At 70.4% G+C, this 20920-nt stretch carries 20 protein-coding genes and 1 pseudogene; 16 read left to right on the top strand and 5 right to left on the bottom strand.

All coding sequences use genetic code 11. The features are described 5' to 3' along the window. Positions 1-66: 66 nt before the first annotated feature. The 9 genes from ACIBJF_RS30395 (at position 67) to ACIBJF_RS30355 (ending at position 8009) form a co-directional block, all read left to right on the top strand. The gene (locus ACIBJF_RS30395; protein WP_399178459.1) at positions 67-1392 is read left to right on the top strand and encodes an L-fuconate dehydratase; all 1326 of its coding nucleotides are present in this window, start codon (positions 67-69) and stop codon (positions 1390-1392) included. Continuing rightward, positions 1385-2290 (top strand): amidohydrolase family protein, encoded by a 906-nt coding sequence (locus ACIBJF_RS30390; protein ID WP_399178457.1) that lies wholly within the window; start codon positions 1385-1387, stop codon positions 2288-2290. Before ACIBJF_RS30395 ends, ACIBJF_RS30390 begins: the two co-directional genes overlap by 8 nt. Then, positions 2281-2718, top strand: a complete 438-nt coding sequence (locus ACIBJF_RS30385) for an RbsD/FucU domain-containing protein (RefSeq protein WP_388863860.1) — start codon at positions 2281-2283, stop codon at positions 2716-2718. Before ACIBJF_RS30390 ends, ACIBJF_RS30385 begins: the two co-directional genes overlap by 10 nt. Next, a complete protein-coding gene (locus tag ACIBJF_RS30380; protein ID WP_399178454.1) occupies positions 2715-3758 on the top strand; it encodes a zinc-binding dehydrogenase in 1044 nt (347 codons plus the stop codon). Before ACIBJF_RS30385 ends, ACIBJF_RS30380 begins: the two co-directional genes overlap by 4 nt. Further along, positions 3755-4516 carry an SDR family oxidoreductase gene (locus ACIBJF_RS30375; RefSeq protein ID WP_399178452.1) on the top strand — a complete coding sequence of 254 codons (762 nt, stop codon included), beginning with the start codon at positions 3755-3757 and terminating at the stop codon, positions 4514-4516. Before ACIBJF_RS30380 ends, ACIBJF_RS30375 begins: the two co-directional genes overlap by 4 nt. After that, positions 4513-5145 carry a bifunctional 4-hydroxy-2-oxoglutarate aldolase/2-dehydro-3-deoxy-phosphogluconate aldolase gene (locus tag ACIBJF_RS30370; protein ID WP_399178450.1) on the top strand — a complete coding sequence of 211 codons (633 nt, stop codon included), beginning with the start codon at positions 4513-4515 and terminating at the stop codon, positions 5143-5145. Before ACIBJF_RS30375 ends, ACIBJF_RS30370 begins: the two co-directional genes overlap by 4 nt. Then, on the top strand, positions 5142-6236 hold the full coding sequence (locus ACIBJF_RS30365) for a PfkB family carbohydrate kinase (protein WP_399178448.1): 1095 nt from the start codon (positions 5142-5144) through the stop codon (positions 6234-6236). The genes ACIBJF_RS30370 and ACIBJF_RS30365 overlap by 4 nt, the downstream gene beginning before the upstream one ends. Positions 6237-6297: 61 nt before the next feature. Then, positions 6298-7311, top strand: a complete 1014-nt coding sequence (locus ACIBJF_RS30360; RefSeq protein ID WP_399178508.1) for an aldo/keto reductase — start codon at positions 6298-6300, stop codon at positions 7309-7311. Then, the gene (locus ACIBJF_RS30355; protein WP_356307312.1) at positions 7302-8009 is read left to right on the top strand and encodes a FadR/GntR family transcriptional regulator; all 708 of its coding nucleotides are present in this window, start codon (positions 7302-7304) and stop codon (positions 8007-8009) included. The genes ACIBJF_RS30360 and ACIBJF_RS30355 overlap by 10 nt, the downstream gene beginning before the upstream one ends. A 991-nt stretch (positions 8010-9000) precedes the next feature. On the opposite strand, the pseudogene ACIBJF_RS30350 reads toward ACIBJF_RS30355, so the two are convergent. Beyond that, positions 9001-9138, bottom strand: a pseudogene (locus ACIBJF_RS30350) (ATP-binding protein); the annotation flags it as partial. Further along, the gene (locus ACIBJF_RS30345) at positions 9090-9515 is read right to left on the bottom strand and encodes a VOC family protein (RefSeq protein ID WP_399178446.1); all 426 of its coding nucleotides are present in this window, start codon (positions 9513-9515) and stop codon (positions 9090-9092) included. The gene ACIBJF_RS30345 and the pseudogene ACIBJF_RS30350, both read right to left, overlap by 49 nt. Before the next feature lie 714 nt (positions 9516-10229). Between ACIBJF_RS30345 and ACIBJF_RS30340 the strand changes: the two genes are divergently transcribed. The 3 genes from ACIBJF_RS30340 to ACIBJF_RS30330 all read left to right on the top strand — a co-directional run bounded on the left by ACIBJF_RS30340 (position 10230) and on the right by ACIBJF_RS30330 (position 12768). Then, the gene (locus ACIBJF_RS30340) at positions 10230-10652 is read left to right on the top strand and encodes a hypothetical protein (RefSeq protein WP_399178444.1); all 423 of its coding nucleotides are present in this window, start codon (positions 10230-10232) and stop codon (positions 10650-10652) included. 459 nt (positions 10653-11111) lie between these two features. Further along, the gene (locus ACIBJF_RS30335) at positions 11112-12410 is read left to right on the top strand and encodes a DUF1254 domain-containing protein (RefSeq protein WP_399178442.1); all 1299 of its coding nucleotides are present in this window, start codon (positions 11112-11114) and stop codon (positions 12408-12410) included. Between the two features lie 7 nt (positions 12411-12417). Continuing rightward, complete coding sequence (locus ACIBJF_RS30330) at positions 12418-12768, top strand: integrase core domain-containing protein (RefSeq protein ID WP_399178440.1); 351 nt, start codon at positions 12418-12420, stop codon at positions 12766-12768. A 583-nt stretch (positions 12769-13351) separates the two neighbouring features. Here the strand turns inward: ACIBJF_RS30330 and ACIBJF_RS30325 are convergent. The 3 genes from ACIBJF_RS30325 to ACIBJF_RS30315 all read right to left on the bottom strand — a co-directional run bounded on the left by ACIBJF_RS30325 (position 13352) and on the right by ACIBJF_RS30315 (position 15030). Beyond that, positions 13352-13504, bottom strand: a complete 153-nt coding sequence (locus ACIBJF_RS30325) for a hypothetical protein (protein ID WP_399178439.1) — start codon at positions 13502-13504, stop codon at positions 13352-13354. Between the two features lie 304 nt (positions 13505-13808). Then, positions 13809-14111 (bottom strand): muconolactone Delta-isomerase family protein, encoded by a 303-nt coding sequence (locus ACIBJF_RS30320; protein WP_399178437.1) that lies wholly within the window; start codon positions 14109-14111, stop codon positions 13809-13811. A gap of 40 nt (positions 14112-14151) precedes the next feature. Next, positions 14152-15030 carry an ABC transporter substrate-binding protein gene (locus tag ACIBJF_RS30315; protein WP_399178435.1) on the bottom strand — a complete coding sequence of 293 codons (879 nt, stop codon included), beginning with the start codon at positions 15028-15030 and terminating at the stop codon, positions 14152-14154. Between the two features lie 642 nt (positions 15031-15672). Between ACIBJF_RS30315 and ACIBJF_RS30310 the strand changes: the two genes are divergently transcribed. The 4 genes from ACIBJF_RS30310 to ACIBJF_RS30295 are packed head-to-tail and all read left to right on the top strand — an operon-like array spanning position 15673 to position 20916. Beyond that, positions 15673-16911 (top strand): CaiB/BaiF CoA transferase family protein, encoded by a 1239-nt coding sequence (locus tag ACIBJF_RS30310; RefSeq protein WP_399178434.1) that lies wholly within the window; start codon positions 15673-15675, stop codon positions 16909-16911. Between the two features lie 28 nt (positions 16912-16939). Next, positions 16940-17827 (top strand): TIGR03619 family F420-dependent LLM class oxidoreductase, encoded by an 888-nt coding sequence (locus ACIBJF_RS30305; protein ID WP_319752710.1) that lies wholly within the window; start codon positions 16940-16942, stop codon positions 17825-17827. A 24-nt stretch (positions 17828-17851) separates the two neighbouring features. Continuing rightward, the gene (locus ACIBJF_RS30300; protein WP_399178432.1) at positions 17852-19300 is read left to right on the top strand and encodes an aldehyde dehydrogenase family protein; all 1449 of its coding nucleotides are present in this window, start codon (positions 17852-17854) and stop codon (positions 19298-19300) included. Further along, positions 19282-20916, top strand: a complete 1635-nt coding sequence (locus ACIBJF_RS30295; RefSeq protein ID WP_399178430.1) for an AMP-binding protein — start codon at positions 19282-19284, stop codon at positions 20914-20916. Before ACIBJF_RS30300 ends, ACIBJF_RS30295 begins: the two co-directional genes overlap by 19 nt. Positions 20917-20920: the final 4 nt, after the last annotated feature.

Here is a 20920-nt window from a genome sequence, read left to right as displayed (position 1 = left end):
CTCCGCCGCGTTCACGTCTCGTCGCAAGGGGACCGAATCCCCTTGCCCCTCACAGGAGTTGCCGCCATGTCCGCCACCGTGCCCTCATCCGCCCGCATCACCGCCCTGGACGTCCTGGACGTGCGGTTCCCTACCTCCGAACACCTCGACGGCTCGGACGCCATGAACCCCGAGCCCGACTACTCCGCCGCGTACGTGGTCCTGCGCACCGACGCCGGCGACGGACTGGAAGGCCACGCGCTCGCCTTCACCACCGGACGCGGCAACGACGTACAGGCCGCCGCCATCGCGGCCCTCGCCCCGCACGTGGTGGGCCTTTCGGTGGAAGAAGTCTGCGGCGACCTCGGGGCCTTCTCCCGCTCGCTCGTGCACGATCCCCAATTGCGCTGGCTGGGTCCCGAGAAGGGCGCCATCCACATGGCCACCGGAGCCGTCGTCAACGCCGCCTGGGACCTCGCCGCCAAGCGCGCCGGCCGGCCCGTCTGGCGCTTCCTGGCCGAGATGTCGCCCGAGGAGCTGGTCGCGCAGGTCGACTTCCGGTGGCTCAGCGACGCGCTCACGCCCGAGGAGGCGCTGGACATCCTGCGCCATGCCGAACCGGGCCGCGAGGAGAGGATCGCGCGTCTGCTGGAGCGTGGCTACCCGGCCTACACCACCACGCCCGGCTGGCTCGGCTACTCCGACGAGAAGCTGGCCCGCCTGGCCCGCGAGGCCGTCACCGACGGCTTCACCCAGATCAAACTGAAGGTCGGCGCGTCCCTGGAGGACGACGTACGGCGCATGCGCGTCGCCCGCGAGGCGGTCGGCCCGGACATCCGCATCGCCGTCGACGCCAACCAGAGATGGGATGTCGCCCCCGCGATCGACTGGATGCACACCCTTTCCCCCTACGACCCGTACTGGATCGAGGAGCCCACCTCCCCCGACGACATCCTCGGCCACGCGGCCGTCCGTAAGGCCGTCGCCCCCATCAAGGTCGCCACCGGCGAGCACATCGCCAACCGGGTCGTCTTCAAGCAGCTTCTGCAGGCCGGCGCGGTGGACATCGTGCAGATCGACTCCGCGCGGGTCGGCGGCGTCAACGAGAACATCGCGATCCTCCTGCTCGCCGCCAAGTTCGGCGTGCCGGTCTGCCCGCACGCCGGCGGTGTCGGCCTGTGCGAGATGGTCCAGCACCTGTCGATGTTCGACTACGTCGCCGTCTCCGGCACCGTCGAGGACCGGGTCATCGAGTACGTCGACCACCTGCACGAGCACTTCGTCGACCCGGTGCGCATCGTGGACGGTCACTACCTCGCGCCGGCTCTGCCCGGCCTGAGCGCCCAGATGCACCCGGACTCCCTCAAGGACTACGCGTATCCCGACGGCCCGGTCTGGTCCGCCCGTGTCTGACACCCCCGAACTCGTGGATTGCCACCACCACGTCTGGAATCTCGGCCACCGCCCCCAGCCCTGGCTGGACGAGCCCGGTCACGAGCCCATCCGCCGCAGCTTCGGCACCGCCGACCTGCGCACGGCCGCGACCGCGACCGTGGCAGGTCGGCGGCTGGAGTGCACGGTGCTCGTCCAGTGCGTGACGTCGGTCGACGAGACGCGCGAGTTCCTCGCCCTCGCCGACAGTGACCCGCTCATCGGCGCGGTCGTCGGCTGGGCGGATCTCACGTCCCCGGCGATCGGCGACGTACTCGACGCACTGCGCGCCGGACCCGGCGGTACCTACCTGCGAGCCGTACGTCACCTCGTCCAGGGGGAGTCCGACGCCGCCTGGCTGCAACAGCCTTCGGTGGAGCGGGGACTGCGGGCGGTGGGCGAACGGGGACTCGGGTACGACCTGCTCATACGCAGCCACCAGTTCCCCCAGGCGATCCGCCTGGCGGAACGCCTCCCCGGCCTTCCCCTGGTCCTCGACCACGCCGGAAAACCACCCATCGCCCGGCAGGACCTGGACGACTGGGAGCGGGGCGTGCGGCGGCTGGCCGCACATCCCCAGGTGCGGTGCAAGGTGTCGGGCCTGGTCACCGAGGCCGACCACGAGAAGTGGACCGTCGACGACATCCGGCCGGTGTGGGAGGTCCTGCTGGCGGCCTTCGGCCCCGACCGGCTGATGTTCGGCTCGGACTGGCCGGTCTGCGTCCTCGCCGGCGGCTGGAACCGGTGGGCCGCCACCGTCGACGAACTCCTGGCCGGCTGCTCCCACAGCGAGACCGATGCGGTCCTCGCCAAGACCGCGACCGACTTCTACAGACTCCAGCGCACCGATCCGAAGGAGGGAACATCCCGGTGCTCCTGACCGAACTGCTGCATCCCGGCATCCTCGAATCCCTCGCCGGAGCCGGCCACGGCGCCCGCGTGCTGCTCGCCGACGGCCACTACCCCGCGAGCACCGCCACCGGCGAGCGCGCCAGGACCGTCCATCTCAACCTGGCGCCGGGGCTGCTGGATGTCACCACCGTGCTCGACGTCCTGCTGCGGGCTCTGCCCGTCGAGTCGGCGCACGTGATGGTGCCGCCCGAGGGCGAGCCGGAGCCGCCGGCCATCGCCGAGTACCGCTCGATGCTGGCGCCCCTCCCCGTCGAGACGCTCGGCCGCTTCGAGTTCTACGACGCCGCCCGCTCACCCGACCTGGCCCTCGCCATCGTCACCGCCGACACCCGGACCTACGCCAACCTGCTGCTGACCATCGGCGTCCGCGCTGAAGGGACCCTGACAACACGATGACACTCGCAGTCCGCTACCTCGCCGCCCGCACCCTGGACACCGCGCCCGCCGAGAGCCCGCCCCCCGGCCCCGGCCAGGTCGAGATCGCCCCCGCCTACGTCGGTATCTGCGGCACCGACCTGCACATCTTCCACGGCGACATGGACGCCCGGGTCGCCGTGCCCGCCGTCCTCGGGCACGAGATGTCCGGCCGGATCGTACGGGTCGGTGCAGGAGTGGAGGGCTGGTCGCCCGGGGACGCGGTCACCGTGATGCCGCTGCGCTGGGACGACACCTGCCCCGCCTGCCGCGCCGGACACCAACACATCTGCCAGCACCTCGACTTCATCGGCATCGACTCCCCCGGCGCGATGCAGCAGCGCTGGACCGTGCCCGCTTCGACACTCATCCGGCTGCCCGGCTCCCTCCCCCTGGACCACGCCGCCCTCGTGGAGCCCACCGCGGTCGCGGTGCACGACGTCGGCCGGGCCCAGGTCCGCGACGGCGAGAAGGCCGTCGTGGTCGGCGGCGGCCCCGTCGGCATCCTCATCGCCCTGGTCGCCCGGGCAGCCGGAGCCGACGTCCGGGTGGTCGAGCTGAGCCCTCACCGACGGCGGCTCGCCGAGGAATTGGGGCTGGTCACCTGGGATCCGGGCGCCGACGACATGCCCGAACTGGTCCGGCAGTGGACCGGTGACGCCGGTGCGGACGTCGCCTTCGAAGTCTCCGGCGCACAAGGCGGGGTGGACACCGCCGTCGAGGTTCTCGGCGTGCGCGGCCGGTTGTGCCTGGTCGCCATCCACCCCCGACCCCGCGAGGTGAACCTCCACCGCTTCTTCTGGCGTGAACTCACCCTCGTCGGCGCCCGGTTGTACGACCGGTCCGACTTCGAGACGGCGGTTGCCCTGGTCGCCGACGGCACGATCCCGGCTGAGCGGCTGATCAGCAAGGTGGTGCCGCTCACCGAGGCGCCCGCCGCATTCGAGGCCCTGGAGGGCGGCGGTGACGTGATGAAGATCCTCGTGGACTGCACCGACGACGCCCAGGGAGCCATCCAGTGAACGCCTTCGACCTCACCGGGAAGCTCGCGGTCGTCACCGGTGCCCGGCGCGGTATCGGCCGGGCCATGGCCCGCGCCCTCGCCGGGGCCGGCGCGGACGTCATCGGCGTCAGCGCCTCGCTGGAGGAGTCCGGCAGCGACGTGGAGAAGGACGTTCTCGCCGCGGGCCGTACCTTCGAGGCGATCCGCAGCGACTTCGCCGACCCCGCCGCCGTACGGGCCCTGGGCGCGGACCTCGCCGGGCGCGAGCGGCCGGTGGACGTCCTGGTCAACAACGCGGGTACGATCCGCCGCGCCCCGGCCGCCGAACACACCGACGCGAACTGGGAGTTGGTCCTGCAGGTCAACCTCAACGCGCAGTTCGCCCTGACCCGGGCGGTCGGCGCGCAGATGGTGGCGCGCGGCCACGGGAAGATCATCTTCACGGCGTCGCTGCTCAGCTTCCAGGGCGGCATCACCGTCCCCGGCTACACCGCCGCCAAGCACGGCATCGCCGGACTGACCAAGGCCCTGGCCAACGAGTGGGCCCCGCACGGCGTCAACGTCAACGCCATCGCGCCCGGCTACATCGCCACCGACAACACCCAGGCTCTGCAAGACGACCCCATCCGCAGCAAGGCCATCCTGGACCGTATCCCGGCCGCGCGTTGGGGCAGCGCCGACGACCTCGCGGGCGCCACGGTGTTCCTCGCCTCGGACGCCGCCGCCTACGTGCACGGCACCGTCCTGCCCGTCGACGGCGGATGGCTCGGCCGATGAGTGACACCGACCTGGCCTCCGTACTGGCCGGCGCCCGCGTCATGCCGGTGCTGACCGTGCCCTCCGCCGCGACCGCCGGCCCGCTGGCCGACGCGCTCGCGGCGGGCGGCGCCCGGTGCGCCGAGGTCACCTTCCGCACCCCCGACGCCGAGCGGGTACTCAGGACGATGGCCGCCCACGGCGGGCTGACGGTCGGCGCCGGTACGGTCCTCACGCCCGAGCAGGTGGACCTGGCCGTGGCGGCCGGGGCCCGTTTCGTCGTCTCTCCCGGCTTCGACGAGGCAGTCGTCGCGAAGTGCGGCGAGCTGGGGGTACCCGTGGTACCCGGCATCGCCTCCGCCACCGAGCTGATGCGCGCGCTGCGGGCCGGCCTCGACACCGTCAAGCTCTTCCCCGCCGAGCCGCTCGGCGGCATCCCGATGCTGCGAGCCCTGGCGGCGCCCTTCCCGCAGGCCCGGTTCGTGCCGACGGGCGGCATCGACGCCTACCGCATGACCGCCTACCTCGCCGACCCGGCGGTCCTCGCCGTCGGCGGCAGCTGGATGGCCACCGCCGCCCATCTGGAACGGGGCGAGTACGAGGAGATCCGCCGACTGACCGCCGAGGCCGTACACAGGAGCGCGACGTGACCGACGTGGTGGCCCTCGGCGAGGTGATGCTCCGCTTCGACCCGGGCGAGGGCAGGATCCGCACCGCCCGCACCTTCCAGGTCTGGGAAGGCGGCGGCGAATACAACGTCGTGCGGGGACTGCGCCGCTGCTTCGGCCTGCGCACGGCCGTCGTGACCGCCCTGGTCGACAACGCGGTGGGGAGGCTTGTCGAGGACCTGATCCTCCAGGGCGGAGTCGAGACCTCCCTGATCCGCTGGGTGTCCGACGACGGTATCGGCCGCACCGCCCGCAACGGGCTGAACTTCGTGGAGCGGGGCTTCGGCATCCGGGGCGCACTGGGCGTCAGCGACCGCGCGGGCACAGCCGTCTCGCAGCTACGCAAAGGGGATGTCGACTGGGACGCGGTCTTCTCCTCGGGACCCCGCTGGTTCCACACCGGCGGCATCTTCGCCGGTCTGTCGGACACCACTGGGGACGTCGCGGACGAGGCCATGGCGGCCGCGCGGCGGCACGGCGTGACGGTCTCCTACGACCCCAACTACCGCCCGAGTCTGTGGGCCGGCCGGGGCGGCGCCGACGCCGCCCGCGAGGTCGACCTGCGGCTAGCCCGGCACGCCGATGTCGTCGTGGGTGCCCTGGGCCTGGCCGGACCGTACCCAGGGGCGCTGCGGGTCGAGGAGGACGAGGTGCAGGACGCACTCGCAGAGGTCGCGGGACGCCTGCCCCAGGCTGAGGTGCTGGCGACGACCGTGCGCACGGTGCCCTCGGCCGGGGTGAACGACTGGTCCTCGGCCGCCTGGTCGGCCCGGACCGGCTGCGTGCGTGGCCCCGACATGCCCGGCCTGCACGTCCTGGACCGCATCGGTTCCGGCGACGCGTTCGCGGCCGGACTGATCTACGGACTGCTGACAGGCGACGGCGAGGAGGGCGGCTCGACGGCTCGCGCCAGGCCCGCGGCGAACCTCGATGCCGTCGGCCTGCAACGCGCTCTGGCCTACGGCACCGTCCACGGCGCACTGGCCATGACCACGCCCGGCGACGTCTCCATGGCCTCACTCACCGAGGTCGAGGCGCTCATGGCAGGTGGCTCGGCCGCCGTCAGGCGATGACCGGCCCTCGGCCGCCGTACCGAACCGCACCAGCAGAGGAGCACAGGTGACACATCGGACCATGCGATACCGGAAGATCACGAACACCCCCGTCGAACTCACCGAACTCGGCTTCGGGGCCTCCGTGATCGGCAATCTCTACCGCGTCACCCCTCCTCACGACGCGCAGGCCGCGATCGAAGCGGCCTGGGAGGCCGGCATCCGGTACTTCGACACGGCACCGCACTACGGGCTCGGTCTCTCCGAGCGACGCCTGGGAGCCGCCCTGCGGGACCGTCCACGCGATACGTACGCCGTCTCCTCCAAGGTCGGCCGCCTGCTCGTTCCCAACGAGCAGCCGCGCGGCACCGACACCGAGGGCTTCATGGTGCCGAACGACCTGCGCAGGCAGTGGGACTTCAGCCGTGACGGAGTGCTCCGCTCCATCGAGGCGACGTTGGAACGCACCGGCCTGGACCGCGTGGACGTCGTCTACCTGCACGACCCCGACGACCACTGGAGGCAAGCCGCCGAGGAGGCCATGCCGGCCCTCGCGGACCTCCGCGACCAGGGAGTGATCGGCGCGATCGGCGCCGGCATGAACCAGTCGGCCATGCTGGCCCGCTTCCTGCGCGAGACCGCAGCCGACCTGGTCATGCTGGCCGGGCGCTACACGCTCCTCGACCAGTCGGCCCTGGACGATGTCCTGCCCGCCGCGCAGGCACTCGGCAAGAGCGTCGTGGCCGTGGGCGTGTTCAACTCGGGGCTGCTCTCCAGCGACCGCCCTGCCGAGGGCATGAAGTACGACTACCAGGACGCCCCGCCTGCCCTGGTGGCCCGCGCTCGGGCGATCGCCGACGTCTGCGCGGCGCACGGCACGACCCTGCCCGCCGCCGCGATCGCCTTCCCGCGCACCCATCCCAGTATCATCAACATCACCCTCGGTATGCGGAATGCGGAGCAGGTTGCACGAAACGTGGAACTCCACGATCGACGGATCCCTGAAGATCTCTGGGATGATCTCCGTGCCCGAGAACTGATCAGGTCGGACGTGCCCACGGCGAACGATCCCGGAAGGAGTTCGCAGTGTCTCTGACGGACAAGGCCATAGCGCAGATCCGCGAGCTGATCCGCACGGGTGCGCTGCCTCCGGGCTCCAAGCTGCCGCCGGAGCCGGACCTGGCAGCCCAGCTGGGTCTGTCCCGCAACCTGGCCCGTGAGGCGGTCAAGGCGCTGGCCGTCGCGCGGGTTCTGGAGGTGCGGCGGGGCGACGGCACGTACGTGACCAGCCTGCAGCCGAGCCTGCTCCTGGAAGGGCTCGGCGGAGCGGTGGAACTGCTGCAAGGCGACTCCGCCGCGCTGCAGGACCTCATGGAGGTGCGGCGTCTCCTCGAACCGGCCGCCACCGCCCTGGCCGCCACCCGGATCTCCGACGAGCAGCTTGCCGAGGTCGAGCGGCACCTGGACGCCATGCGCGAGGCCCGCGACGACGTCGAGCAGCTCAACATCCACGACGCCGCCTTCCACCGCGCCGTCATCACGGCCACGGGCAACGAGACCCTGCTCACCCTCCTGGAGGGCATCTCCGGCCGCACTCTGCGCGCCCGCATCTGGCGCGGCCTGGTCGACACCCAGGCCGCGGGCCGCACCCTGGCCGAGCACGAGGCGATCTTCCATGCCCTGTCCACCCGAGACGCCTACCTCAGTCAGGCCGCAGCACTGCTGCACGTGAACAACACCGAACAGTGGCTCAGAGAACACCTGCGCTCCGGCCAGGCTCCTCCTCTTCGGTAGACCTCTATGGCTTCACCTGCCCAGATGCGGTGCCCTTGCCCAGTCGGACGCAGATGCTTCGACGACGACGCGGAGGACATCCTCATCGTGATGCACGCCGGATAAGAAGGGTGAAGCCTGCTCGTCCGTGCACCTGGCACCTACGCCGATGCCCGGCGTTCCCCTGGGCACGAGGCTCTGCTCCCGGCCCTCGGCGAGGACGGATACCAGCGCCTCCTCCGCGAGGGGCACAACGTGGCACTGCGCACCAAGGACGGACGAGGTTACCGATTCCCTGCGCGCCGGCTCGCCGGCTTCCGCTGCACCGCCGACGCCCCGACTGAGCCGTTGAGTCACCGCATGCCTGGACGTGAATGTCCTGCCCGCACCCTGCGGCTACGTCGGCCAGTCGGAGATCCGGCCGAGCAACCTGTACGGGCTGGTCCCGCAGATCAGCCCAAGCCGCTGCCCTCTGCCCGCCGGCCATCTACGGCCCGCACAACCGGTCCGAGGGCCCCGAGCCCCCGGTGGGGGCGGAGCCTTTGTCGCCCCCAAGGGTTCTGCGGTGCTCACCGCTTCGACGACCGCAGCCGACCTCAGCCCACTCCCCCGCCCTCGTTCCCACGGCTTCGCGGGGGGGGCCATCATGGGAACGGAAGGCCATGTAAAGGCGAGGAAGGATCGGACGGGGCCGGAAGGCCTTACCTCGCCGACCAGTAAGAACGGTGAACCCCAGGGAAGATCACCACAGACGGGGGCAGCTATAGGGTCTCTCCTAAAGCGGGTGTCGCAGGTTCGAATCCTGCCGGGGCACCAGCCAAAAGGCCCCGGACCGATCATGGTCCGGGGCCTATGACGGCAGTTGCCTCTCAGGCGGCCGGCAGACGGCGCTTGAGCAGCCGAGCGCGCGCCTGAGCGGACCCCTCCGGCGCGTTTCGGCTTGGAAACGAGGTGTCCTGAGCGGGTCTGCGGCCCTCGGCGGGGTGGCCGTGGGTGATTCGGTGGCGGTCGCGAACAGCGTGCGCTGCCCGGTGAGGCAGGCGCGGATCCCGAGCGCGACGGCGAGGTGGGTCTTGCCGGTGCCCGGTGGTCCGAGCAGGATCACGTTCTCGCGGGCGTGCTGGAAGTCGAGCTGTCCGAGGTGCTCGACGGATCCATCCACATGACCTGCCAGCCGTGGCCGTCGAGGTCGAAGAAGCTGCGTGAGTACATGAAGCCGTGGTCCTCGGGGCCATCCGCCTCGGAGCCGCCCGCGGCGAGCGCAGTCTCAGCGACCGTGTCAACCTCATCGCGGGCTGACACGCTGAAGCAGTAGAGCGCCAGCGTGTGCGTGGTGGGATCGGCCATCGGCAGCTTCGCGAACTTCGCGAACGTCTCGTGGCTGAGCAGCATGACGGAGGCTTGCTCGCCGACCAGCATGCAGGCGGCGGTCTCGTCGGTGAACATCGGGTTGTAGCTGAACCCGAGCCGCGCGAAGAACGCCTTGCTGCGCTCGATGTCCGCCACGGGGATGCTCACGAACAGCATGCGACCAGCGTGTGCAGGAGTGGTCATGGTGGGTCTCCAGTCCGAGGTTCGATGGTGTACGACGGGGTAGACCGGCCCAGCCTGCGGAACTCATCGGTTGATTACTGCAGACGATCGTCCAGCGCTACCGCACGCCGCTACCGAGGACGAAAGCGCAGCTCCGCCCCCTTGAACTGACGGCACCTTTTGACGGCAACACCTGCGCACGTTGCCGTATCAGGTGAACCAGCCGCGCACCAAGCAGACCAGGCAGGGAAAGCCTCACCCCTGGCCATTGGATCGTCCGGATGATCTCCTAAAGCGGTGCTCACGCACGAGCGCCCTCCCGGGCCGTCCTGGGGCCGTGGAAGGGTGCTCAATGGTGACCAACGTCGACAACTGCCGACAGCTCGGCAGCAGGTCAGAGCGGTGATCGATTAGGCGGCCGCAGGCCGCGGCCGCCGTGATCAGTTGTGGTTCGGCTGTCCGGGAGGGCCGGTCTCAAGATGCGATCGCCCACGTGGCGAGTAGCGTGGACGACCGAGAGGTCTGACACGGACACATACCCGATCCGGCAGGTTCTCTTCCAGGAACGCGGCCGTAGCGCAAGCCGGCGAGCCCGCGCTTCGGCACTGTGGAGCCGCGGAGATACCCCGCACGTACGCGGTGAATCGAAGACGGCGCCGCGCATCTTTGTGGCGGGCCGCGACCATCGTCCCAGGGAGGAGACAGCCAATGGCCGTGTCAGACATCCTGTCCACCCTTGCTGAGCGGGCCAAGGCTGCCGAAGATCACGTATCCCAGGCCGCAACCCAGAGCCGTGAGCAGTTGCAAGCCGAGGTTGACAGGGCCCGCGAAGACGCCCAGGCACAAGCCGCGCGACTCCAAGAGTCGGCGCGCGACGCGGAAGTGAAAATCTCGCAGTGGTGGGCCGAGATGCAGGAGAATTGGCGCAACCATACGGCCCAGGTGAGCAGCGACATCGAGGCCCGCAAGCGCGAACACAACGCGGCTCGCGCAGCGCGCCGGGCCAGCCAGGCGGAGGCGGATGCGGTCGCCGCCGTCGCATTCGCTTCGGCCGCCATCCAAGAGGCCGAGTACGCGGTCCTCGATGCGCGGCTGGCCCGTATGGAGGCTGACGACAAGGCAACCGGATAGCGCTCTCCACGGAGTTCTCCAAGTGGGGCGGGCCACTCCGGGATCACCGGGAGTGGCCCGCGCCTTAGGAAGCCCTATCGTCCCAGTTCAGAGGGCCCTTTAGCGTTCCCGCCCATGATCCGGACACAGTCGCAACGCGCAGGCTAGAGCTACGGATCAGAAGGTGGCCCGTGCCCCATCCGTGCCCGATCGTGCGGGGAACCGCGGGGAACCACGGTGGCGAGCGGGCAACGGCGCAGCACAACGGCCCCCTGGAATTCGCCTTACCTGGTCAGGGGCCGTTCACCTGCGCGGTGCCGTTTCCGGGTGCGCGCCGGTTCACTCCGGGGGACGCGCGTTCACTCCGGGCGGACGCCGACATGCCTCCCGCCAGAGAGCCGCATAGCATCCCTGTTGTAGAGATATGTCCGACTTACTCCCGTCTGGGAGGGGTGCGGAAGCATGGGAAACCTGGCAAAAGTGGACCCGGCGACAATCCGGCAGACCACCACCGAGGCGTGGATCTGGGGTTTTGCGATGCTGGAGAACTACCGGAGGCTCTACCAGCAAGCCCTGGACGACGCCGACCCCCGGTACGTCGGCGGCTTCGGCGTCTTCCGGCACTATCCGCAGCCCTTCACTCCGGCCAACACCGACATCGTCACCCCGAACAACGACACCCCCTACTCCTGGGCATGGCTCGACCTACGGGCCGAACCGTGGGTGATCGAGGTCCCGGCGATGGACCGTTACTACGTGATCCCGCCGCACGACCTGGACACCACCTACGTCGGCTTCATCGGCTCCAGGGCCACGGGGCCGCACGCCGGCCGCTATCTGGTCGCCGGGCCAGGCTGGAAGGACCCAGTCCCCGACGGTTTCGAACGGGTACTGCGCGCCGACACCAACCTGGTCGGCATCCTCGGTCGCACCTACCTGGCCGGCCCCGAGGACGTCCCGAACCTGAAGCGCCTTCAGGCCCAGTACGTACTCAAGCCGCTCAGCGCGCACCTTGGCATCCAGCCGCCCGCCCCCGAGCCGGAGCCGGCCTGGCCGGTCTGGCGCGACGAGGTGGTCGACAGCCTGGAGTTCTTCACCTTCCTGGACTTCCTGCTGGGCTTCTTCCCCGTCCTGCCCGCCGACGCCGACTTGCGCACACGGCTGGCCGAACTAGGCATCGGCGGGGGCAACTTCGAGCCCGCCACGCTGCCGCCGGAAGTCCGCGACAGCCTCGAGCAGGGCATCGTGGACGGCCGGGCCCAGCTCACCGAGAAGGCCGCAGCCACCACGTCCTCCGCCGGGCTCTTCGGTACCCGCGCGCAGCTCGCCGGCAAGCCCTTCGCCCGTGCGCTCGGAGCCGTCCTCGGCATCTACGGCCTGCCCGAGGAAGAGGCCTGGTACGGCCGCTGGAGGGTCGACGACCAGGGCAATCCGTTGGACGGCGGCAGCCACGAATACACCGTCCGCTTCCCGCCGGGGCAGCTGCCCCCCGCCCGCTTCTTCTGGTCCGCCACGGCGTACCGCCTCCCCGAGATCCTGCTGATCGACAACCCCATCGACCGCTACTCGATCGGAGACCGCACGCCGGGGCTGGTCTACGACCCCGACGGCGGACTGACCCTGCGCATCCAGCACCAGCGCCCCAGAGACCCGGAGCAGGCGGCCAACTGGCTGCCCGCCCCCGACGGACCCTTCGTGGTCGTGATCCGGCTCTACGGACCCGACCCCGCCGTGCCCGAAGGCCGTTGGCAGCTGCCCTCGTTCATGCCCACTTCCTGACGGGGACGTGACCGGACGAAGACTGAGCTCCGGCAGCGCCGCACGCCCCGTGCACGAGGTCGTGCTCAGCGGGGTCCGGATGCCGAGAATGAACTCGATCATGGAGAGGTGGGTGCAGACCTGCCGCCGCGAACTCCTGGACCGCACCTTGATCTGGAACGAGCGCCATCTCCTCTATGCCCTGCGCGAGTTCGAGCGGTTCTACAACCGCCACCGACCCCATCAGGGCATCGCGAACGCCCGTCCGCTACAGCCCTTGCCCGCGGCGATCACCGATCCAGGGCAGATCGCCCGCCTCGGCATACGGAGGCGTGAACGCCTGGGCGGCATCCTCCACGAGTACCAACATGCCGCTTGACGTACACGGATGAGGTTATCGGCAAGGGCAGGGTCGGCGATCGGGGTCGGTGACCGCCCCGACCGCTTGGTGAGACCTTGACGGACACGGGTGCGTACCCCGCTCCCGGAAGCGTGCCCGCCTCATCCGCCCGGTTCCGCGCGACGGACTGGCCCTCCGGCCGCGTAGAGCAGACGCGGATTCACCCAGGGAGGGAACTGCACAGTGACAGCACGTGCACTCAAGGAGGCACTGAGGGGGCTAGAGATACGGCGATCGCGGCGGCGGCGGTGCCCGTCCTGACCGCGTCGCAGGCGCCGAACGGCGGTCTCGGCAGAGGCCGCGGAGCCCGCGCAGAAGGCGGCGCCCGCCGAGCACAGCCCAGCGTGTCCGGCGACACCCCGTACCGCACCGGCCTTCCCCCGCTGCGGACGCGGACGAACGACTGGGCACCGGGAGCGATGGGTGGCGGTGCCCTGCCCGCGAGCGTGTTCGCCGCGTACCGGTGTGCCAAAAAGGAGCAGGCGCGCAGCGCGCCCGACTGCCGACTGGGACCGCCGCACCATCCCGGGTGCAGCGGTCCCGCAACGCGTCGAGTTTCCAGCTAGTCCTCGACCAGGTATCGGACGAAGTCCACCACGAACTCGCCGTACTGCAGAGCCGCTCCGATGGCCTCGAGCCTCGCGTACTGGTCCCGGGACAGCGAGGCGTCCGGGGCGGCGCATCTGATCGCTCTCAGCAGCACCCGGAAAGCCACATCCGGAGTGCACTGGCGCGCGCAATCGACGAGCGCTGCCCGTACTTTGTCCTCAAGGAAGCGTGCCTCTTCGAGCTCGGCAACGACCGCATCGAGGCGGTCCAGGCCGTCCTCCGTGTCCGCGCCTGTGAGCGGGCGGACGGCGGCATTCGCTCTGAATGGGCTTGTGAAACAGGCCAGTCGCTGACCGTGCCTGGCGGCAGGCGGCACTGGGAACCCCGGTCTCCCTCCGTGGGCACGCACTGCCCCGCACACCCGCCGACCGCTCCGACCGCAGCCGGGCAGGTGCACGGAGGAAGAAAAGTCAGACGGTGGTGTCCGGCTTGCCAGGGTCGCTCGGGTGCGACTCAAGAGGGGTGACGACGGACGTCATCCAGGACCACAGCGGCAAGGTGCTCAGGATCCTGTCACGCAACTCGGCCTCGTCGTTGGCCCGCCACAGGGCGATGCTGCGAGTCTCACCCACCGGACGCCAGATCCGGACCAGGTGGCCGGAGGCGATCAACTCGACGGCCCGGGCGGCCTCCGCGGCGCGACGGCGGTCGACCTCGGCCGCCTCGGTTCCGTCGGGAATGTTGGTGGTGACCTCGATCAGGAACTCTTTCACAAGCCAGCCTTTCTCTGATGCTGCGAAAAGACACCGCGGCCTAAGCCGTGGTGGGTCGGGTGCGATAGAAATCCGCCGCGGTGAACGTGGCGGGCACGCCCAGTTCGGCGGCGACCGCTTTGACGGCCGTCTCGGCGGTGGCGAGGTCCGCCTGACCGTCGATGCCGAACGACGGGGCGATGAACCTCTCGTAGTGCGCCCGGACTTCCTCTTCCGTGTATCCGTTGAGGAAGGCCTGGAGATACCTGACCGTGGTGTCGGGCTCGTCCCGGATCACCCGTAGCGCGCGCCGGTGGGCCAGCACGACGGCCTGGACTGCGGGATCCTCCGGATCGGTGTAGGTCGGGTCGACGGACACACCGACGGTCGGGATCTGGAAGAGGTCACCGGCGAAGGCCAGCACCCGCCAGCCGTTCTCGGCGGCCACGGCTTCGGGCACCAGGGTGTCGCCCACCACCGCAGCGTCGATCGTGCCCTCGCGCAGCCTGCGCAGGTCCATGCCGTAGTCGCCGGGTGCACGGACGATGGTCTCGACATCGCGGTCCGGGTCCAGTCCGGCCTGGCGCAGCATGATGCGGGTGAAGCAGCCGGGCCCGGTGTGGCGCGGATGCACGGCCAGACGCTTCCCGGCCAGGTCGGCCAGCGAGTCCAGGCCGGGCCGGGCGAGGAACCAGAACTGGGGCTGCTGGGTGTTCACATTGAGCGCGACCCATGGGATGTCGCCGACCAGCCGGGACAGCAGCGTCCGGCCCAGGCCGATGACGGCCCCGCGGCGCAGCCGCTCCGGGTCCCAGATCGAGCCGTCCCGCAGGGCGACGTGGACACCGGCGTCGGCGTAGAAGTCCTGCTGGTCCGCGATGTAGGTGACTAGCTCCTCGTGGGGACCGCGCCCCACGTAGGCGAGATCGATCGTGTGCATGAACGCCTTCCTCAGAGGTGGCTGTGTCCCGTAGGCGGTCCGCCCGCCGGTCGCATCCGGGCGGGCCCGGCGGAGGTGTGTCCGGGACGGGGGTGTCGCTGCAAGGATGTCCTGTCGCGACCCGGCCGGAATGATGCTGCTGGTGCGGAATGCGCCACATGTCCGCTGTGCGGATGTGGGTGGCCCGGCGGGCCGGCCGCCGACCGTGCGGGGCGCTGGAAACCCGGGAGCTTCGGGGTACCGAAGGATCTCCCGCACGACAGGGCAAAGGCGGCAGAACGGGCCAATTCCCGGGGGTGTGGGTGATCGGCAGCACTGTACAGGCCGCCGCCGGTACGGCTGGACGCGCGAGCGAAACTCCCGCCGAGCGGCGGATTCCTTGATCGACTCCCGTCGGCCGAGGTCTCTTTGCGGCTCCTCCGGGCTCGGCCGGGGTCCTCGCCACTCTCCGGTGATGCGCCATCAGTTCGACTCCAAGTTGCCGTCAGGTGAGGTGATCTGGCGATGTGTCAGGCCTGCGCGCCGGCCCTTCGGTCCGGTCGTCGGCGCCCCGGCGCCAGGGCCCCGGGACGAGAGGGCCTTCTCAGGAAGTCCCCAGGCGAGTCTTGACGCCGATGAACACCCTACCTATGGTCGTTCCAAATGCTGGCGCGAGTTCGAGATAATGAACACGGATGGTCAAGGATGACTCAGCAGGTTCGGGCTTTGGCAGGAACGCGGGTGATCGACGCCGCGACGATGGTCGCGGGCCCGCTGGGCGCGTCGATCCTGGCTGACTTCGGTGCCGACGTGGTCAAGGTGGAGCCCATCGCAGGGGACGAGTCCCGTACGTTCGGCCCCGGCCGAAACGGCATGAGCGGTGTCTACGCCGGGGTCAACCGGAACAAGCGGGCGATCGCACTCGATCTGCGCACGGAGGAGGGCCGGGAGCTCTTCCACGAGCTGTGCGCCGGCGCCGACGTGCTGATCGAGAACATGCTCCCCGCTGCCCACGCCAAGTTCGGCCTGACCGCCGAGGAGCTCCGGGAGCGCCACCCCCACCTGATCTGCCTGAACGTGAGCGGTTACGGCGACAGCGGCCCGTCGGCCGGCCGGCCCGCGCTGGATCCTGTCGCCCAGGCCCTCACCGGCATGATCCAGGCCACCGGGGACTCCGACGGCCGCGGCATCAAGGCCGGCCCGCCGGTGGCCGACAGCTCGGCCGGATACCTGGTCGCCGTCGCGGCCCTGGTCTCGCTCTTCGCGAAGCAGAAGACCGGAGCCGGCCAGAACGGCTCGGTGTCGCTGGTGGCCTCGCTGTTCCACCTTCAGTCGCCGTGGCTGGGCCAGTACATGCTGGCCGACTACGTGGCACCGCGCGTCGGCAACGCGAGCAACTTCTACGCGCCGTACAACGCGTACGCGACGCGCGACGGCGGGGCCGTCCACGTCGTCGCCTTCAACGACCGGCACTTCGAGCGGTTCGTGAAGGCGGCCGGCGCCGAGCACCTGCTCGACGACGAGCGGTTCACGAACGCGGCGAGCCGGCTGGCCCACCGCGAGGAACTCGACGTGGTGCTCGCACCCTGGTTCGCCGAGCGCGACCGGGACGACATCGTCACCCTGCTCACCGACCAGAACATCATCTGCGCCCCGGTCCTCGCGTACAACGAGGCCGTGGAGCACCCCCAGATCCGCGCGCTCGAACTGGTCGTCGACCTGGAGAGCAAGGCCCTCGGCGAGGTCCGGGTGCCGGGCCTGCCGATCAAGCTGTCGGACACTCCCGGCCGTGTGGAGCGTCCGCCGACCGCCCTGGGCGAGCACACCGCCGAGCTTCTCAAGGAGCTCGGCCACAACGACCAAGACATCGCACGGCTGCTGGCCGCGCGCGTCGTCCGGTGAACTCACAACGTCCTGACAGGAGCATCACATGAAGGTTGGTATCAGGATCCCCGGCGCCGGTCCCTGGGCCGGACCGGACGCGATCAGCGAGGTCTCCCGCTACGCGGAGAAGATCGGCTTCGACTCGCTGTGGATGACTGACCACGTGGCCCTGCCCACGAAGGTGGAGACGGCCTACCCGTACACCGCCGACGGCAAGTTCCTCTGGGCGCCCGAAACCCCCTACCTGGACTGCCTCACCGCGCTGACCTGGGCCGCGGCCGCGACGGAGACCGTCGAGCTGGGCACGTCCTGCCTGATCCTGCCGTGGCGCCCGCTGGTACAGACGTCGAAGACGCTGGTGAGCATCGACGTCCTGTCCAAGGGCCGCCTGTCCGTCGCCATCGGCGTCGGCTGGATGAAGGAGCAGTTCGAGGCGCTGGGCGCGCCGTTCAAGGACCGCGGCCGCCGGGTGACCGAGATGGTCAAGGCCATGCGCCAGATGTGGACCGAGGACGAGGTCTCCTGGGACGGCGACTTCTACAACCTGCACGACTTCATGATGTTCCCCAAACCCGTGCGCGGCACGATACCGGTCTGGTTCGCCGGCTACAGCGAGGCGTCGCTGCGCCGTATCGCCGCCATCGGTGACGGCTGGCACCCGCTGGCCGTGGGCCCGGAGGACTACGCGGGCTACCTCGCCACGCTGAAGTCGTACGTGGAGCAGGCCGGCCGCGACATGAGCGAGATCACGCTCACCGCGCGCCCGCTGCGCAAGGCGCCCTACAACGCCGAGACGATCGAGGCGTACGGCGACCTCGGTGTCACCCACTTCATCTGCGACACCTCGTTCGAGCACGCCACGCTCGAGTCCGCGATGGAGGAACTGCAGGCCCTCGCCGAGGCAGTCCTGCCGACCGCGCACCGTCTCCCCTGAGGCCCGAACGAAGGAGACCCGATCATGCGTGCACTCACCTCCAGTGTTCCGCTGGTCCTCGGTGACCAGCTCACAGACGCCTCGAACGGAGCCACGTTCGAGACCGTCAACCCCGCCGACGGCAGCATCATCGCGAAGGTCGCCGAGGCGACCGTGGACGACGTCGCCCGCGCCGTCGAGGCCGCGCGAGCCGGCGCCAAGGCGTGGCAGCGGATGCGGCCCTCGCAGCGCACCCGTCTGATGCTGCGCTACGCGGCGCTCATTGAAGCGAACAAGGAGCGGCTCGCCGAGCTGCAGACCCGCGACATGGGCAAGCCGATCCGCGAGTCCGCGACGATCGACCTGCCGGTCATGGTCGAGACCGTGGAGTACTTCGCCGGCCTCGTGACCAAGATCGAGGGGCGGACGACCCCGGCCCCCGGCCGCTTCCTGAACTACACGGTGCGCGAGCCGATCGGTGTGGTCGGTGCGATCACCCCGTGGAACTTCCCCGCCGTGCAGTCGATCTGGAAGATCGCGCCGGCCCTGGCGATGGGCAACTCCATCGTCCTGAAGCCGGCGCAGCTGGCACCCCTCGTGCCGGTGGCGCTGGGTGAGCTGGCCCTGGAGGCCGGCATCCCCGCCGGCGTCGTGAACGTCCTGCCGGGCCGCGGCTCGGTGGCGGGAAACGCGCTGGTCCAGCACCCGGACGTCGGCAAGGTCACCTTCACCGGTTCGACCGAGATCGGCCAGGAGATCGGCCGGATGGCGGCGGACCGGCTGATCACCACCTCCCTGGAGCTGGGCGGCAAGTCGGCGCTGGTCGCCTTCGCGGACGCCGCCCCGAAGGCGGTCGCCGACGTGGTCTTCACGGCCATGTACGGCAACCAGGGCGAGACCTGCACCGCGCCCAGCCGGCTCCTGGTCGAGCGCCCGATCTACGACGAGGTCGTGGAGCTGGTCAAGGCACGGGTCGACGCGGCCCGGGTCGGCGACCCACTCGACCCCGAGACGGAGATCGGCCCGCTGGTCAACGCGGCGCAGCGCGACTCGGTTCACTCCTACGTGGTGTCGGGCGCCGAGGAGGGGGCCCGTCTGCTGGCGGGCAGCACCGAGGCTCCGGCAGAGGGTCCGGGCTTCTTCTACCGGCCGGCGCTGTTCGCGGACGTGGCCGCGGACATGCGGATCGCTCGCGAGGAGATCTTCGGCCCCGTCCTCGGTGTGCTGCCGTTCGAGGGCGAGGAGCAGGCGATCGAGCTGGCGAACGACACGATCTACGGCCTCGCGGCCGGTGTGTTCACCCGCGATGTCGGCCGGGCCCTGCGCTTCGCGGGGACGCTGGACGCGGGGAACGTGTGGATCAACAGCTGGGGCGTGCTCAACCCGGCCTCGCCGTACCGCGGGTTCCGCCACAGCGGCTACGGCAGTGACCTCGGTCGCAGCGCGATCGAGAGCTTCACGAAGGAGAAGAGCGTATGGGCACGTCTGGACTAGCGCCGCAGGGCGCCGACGTCCCGGTCGTCGCCCGCCTGCGGGAACTGCGGGGCCTCGCGCGGTGGTCACCCGCTCCGGACTACTCGATCGCCCAGGATGCGCTCTTCGCGCAGGATCCGGACGCGGTGGCCATTCTCACGGCCGGACCGCAGGAAGTCGGCGAGATCCCGTTCGGCGAGGTCCAGGAGGCCGCGCTGCGGATCGGCGACGTACTGCGGGCGCAGGGCGTCGCCCCGGGCGACCGGGTCGCGCTCTACCTCGACCCCTCGCCGGCCGCGGCGGAGGCCGTCTTCGGAGTGCTGGCCGCCGGGGCGGTGCTCCTTCCGATCCCGCGGCTCATGGCCGGCGGCTCGGTAGCCCACCGCCTGAGCGACTCAGGGGCGAAGGTGCTCGTCACCGACGGGCTGGGCCTTGAGCGGCTGCGGTCGACGGGCTGCGACGTCGAGGGCCGGATCGTGCTGACGGTCGACGGTACCGAGGGGAAGGGGATCGCCGGCCGGAAGGTCGACGACCACTCCGACGCACCCTGGCCGGCCGGTCCGACGCACCCCGCCCTGCTGATGTACACCTCGGGCACCAGCGGTCCGCCCAAGGGCATCCTGCACGGCCACCAGGTGCTGCTCGGCCACGGCGGAGTGGACTACGCCTTCGAGTTGTTCCAGCCCAGGGACGTCTACTACGGGACGGCCGACTGGGGGTGGATCGGCGGCCTCATGCTGGGGCTCCTCGTCCCGTGGTCGTTCGGCGTCCCGGTCGTCGCGCAGCGGCAGACGCATTTCGATGCGAACGCCACGCTGGACCTGTTCGCGCGGTGCGGCGTCACGACCGCCTTCCTGCCGCCTTCCGTCCTGCGCCTGTTGCAGGCGAACGGCCGGGCGCCCGAGCGCAGGCTGCGTGCCGTCGTCACCGGCGGCGAGCCGGCGGGGCGCTCGGAGATGGCGTGGTCCCGGCTGCACCTGTCGCAGGCCGTGAACAAGGCGTACGGCCAGACCGAGGCGAACGGTCTCATCGGTGACTCGGCGGCGCTGGGCTCCGTCGACGACGACACGATGGGTGCCCCGTATCCGGGTCACACCATCGCGCTGCTCGGCGAGGACGGCCGGGAGGTCGCCCACGGTGAGGTCGGCGAGATCGCCCTGCGGCTTCCCGACCCGGTCGCGCTACTGGGGATCTGGGATGCGAGGACCGAGGGCCCGGTGCCCCCGGTCGGCGACTGGCACCGGACGAACGACCTGGCCAGGCGTGCTCATGGACAGCGCCTGGAGTACCTGGGCCGCGCGGACGACGTCATCAAGAGCCGCGGCTACCGGATCGGCCCCTCGGAGATCGAGGACGCCCTGGTGAACCACCCGCTGGTGGCCGAGGCCGCCGCGGTCGGCATCCCGGACGACAGGATCGGTCAGCGGGTGAAGGTCTTCCTGCGGTTCACCGACGGTGAGGTCGGCGGTGAGGTCGGCGGTGAGGTCGGTGAGGCGCTCCGCTCGGAGCTGTGCGACCTGGTGGCCGCCACGGTCGGGCCGCACGCCAAACCCCGTGAGTTCGAAGTGGTCTCGTCCCTGCCGAGAACGGAGACCGGGAAGCTCCTGCGGCGCGAACTCGCTCCGGCCCGGCACTGACCGG

This window comes from Streptomyces sp. NPDC050743, assembly GCF_044456925.1.
Classification (GTDB): domain Bacteria; phylum Actinomycetota; class Actinomycetes; order Streptomycetales; family Streptomycetaceae; genus Streptomyces.
Note: the sequence above shows the minus strand (reverse complement) of the source record. Positions and strands in the feature narration are given on the sequence as shown.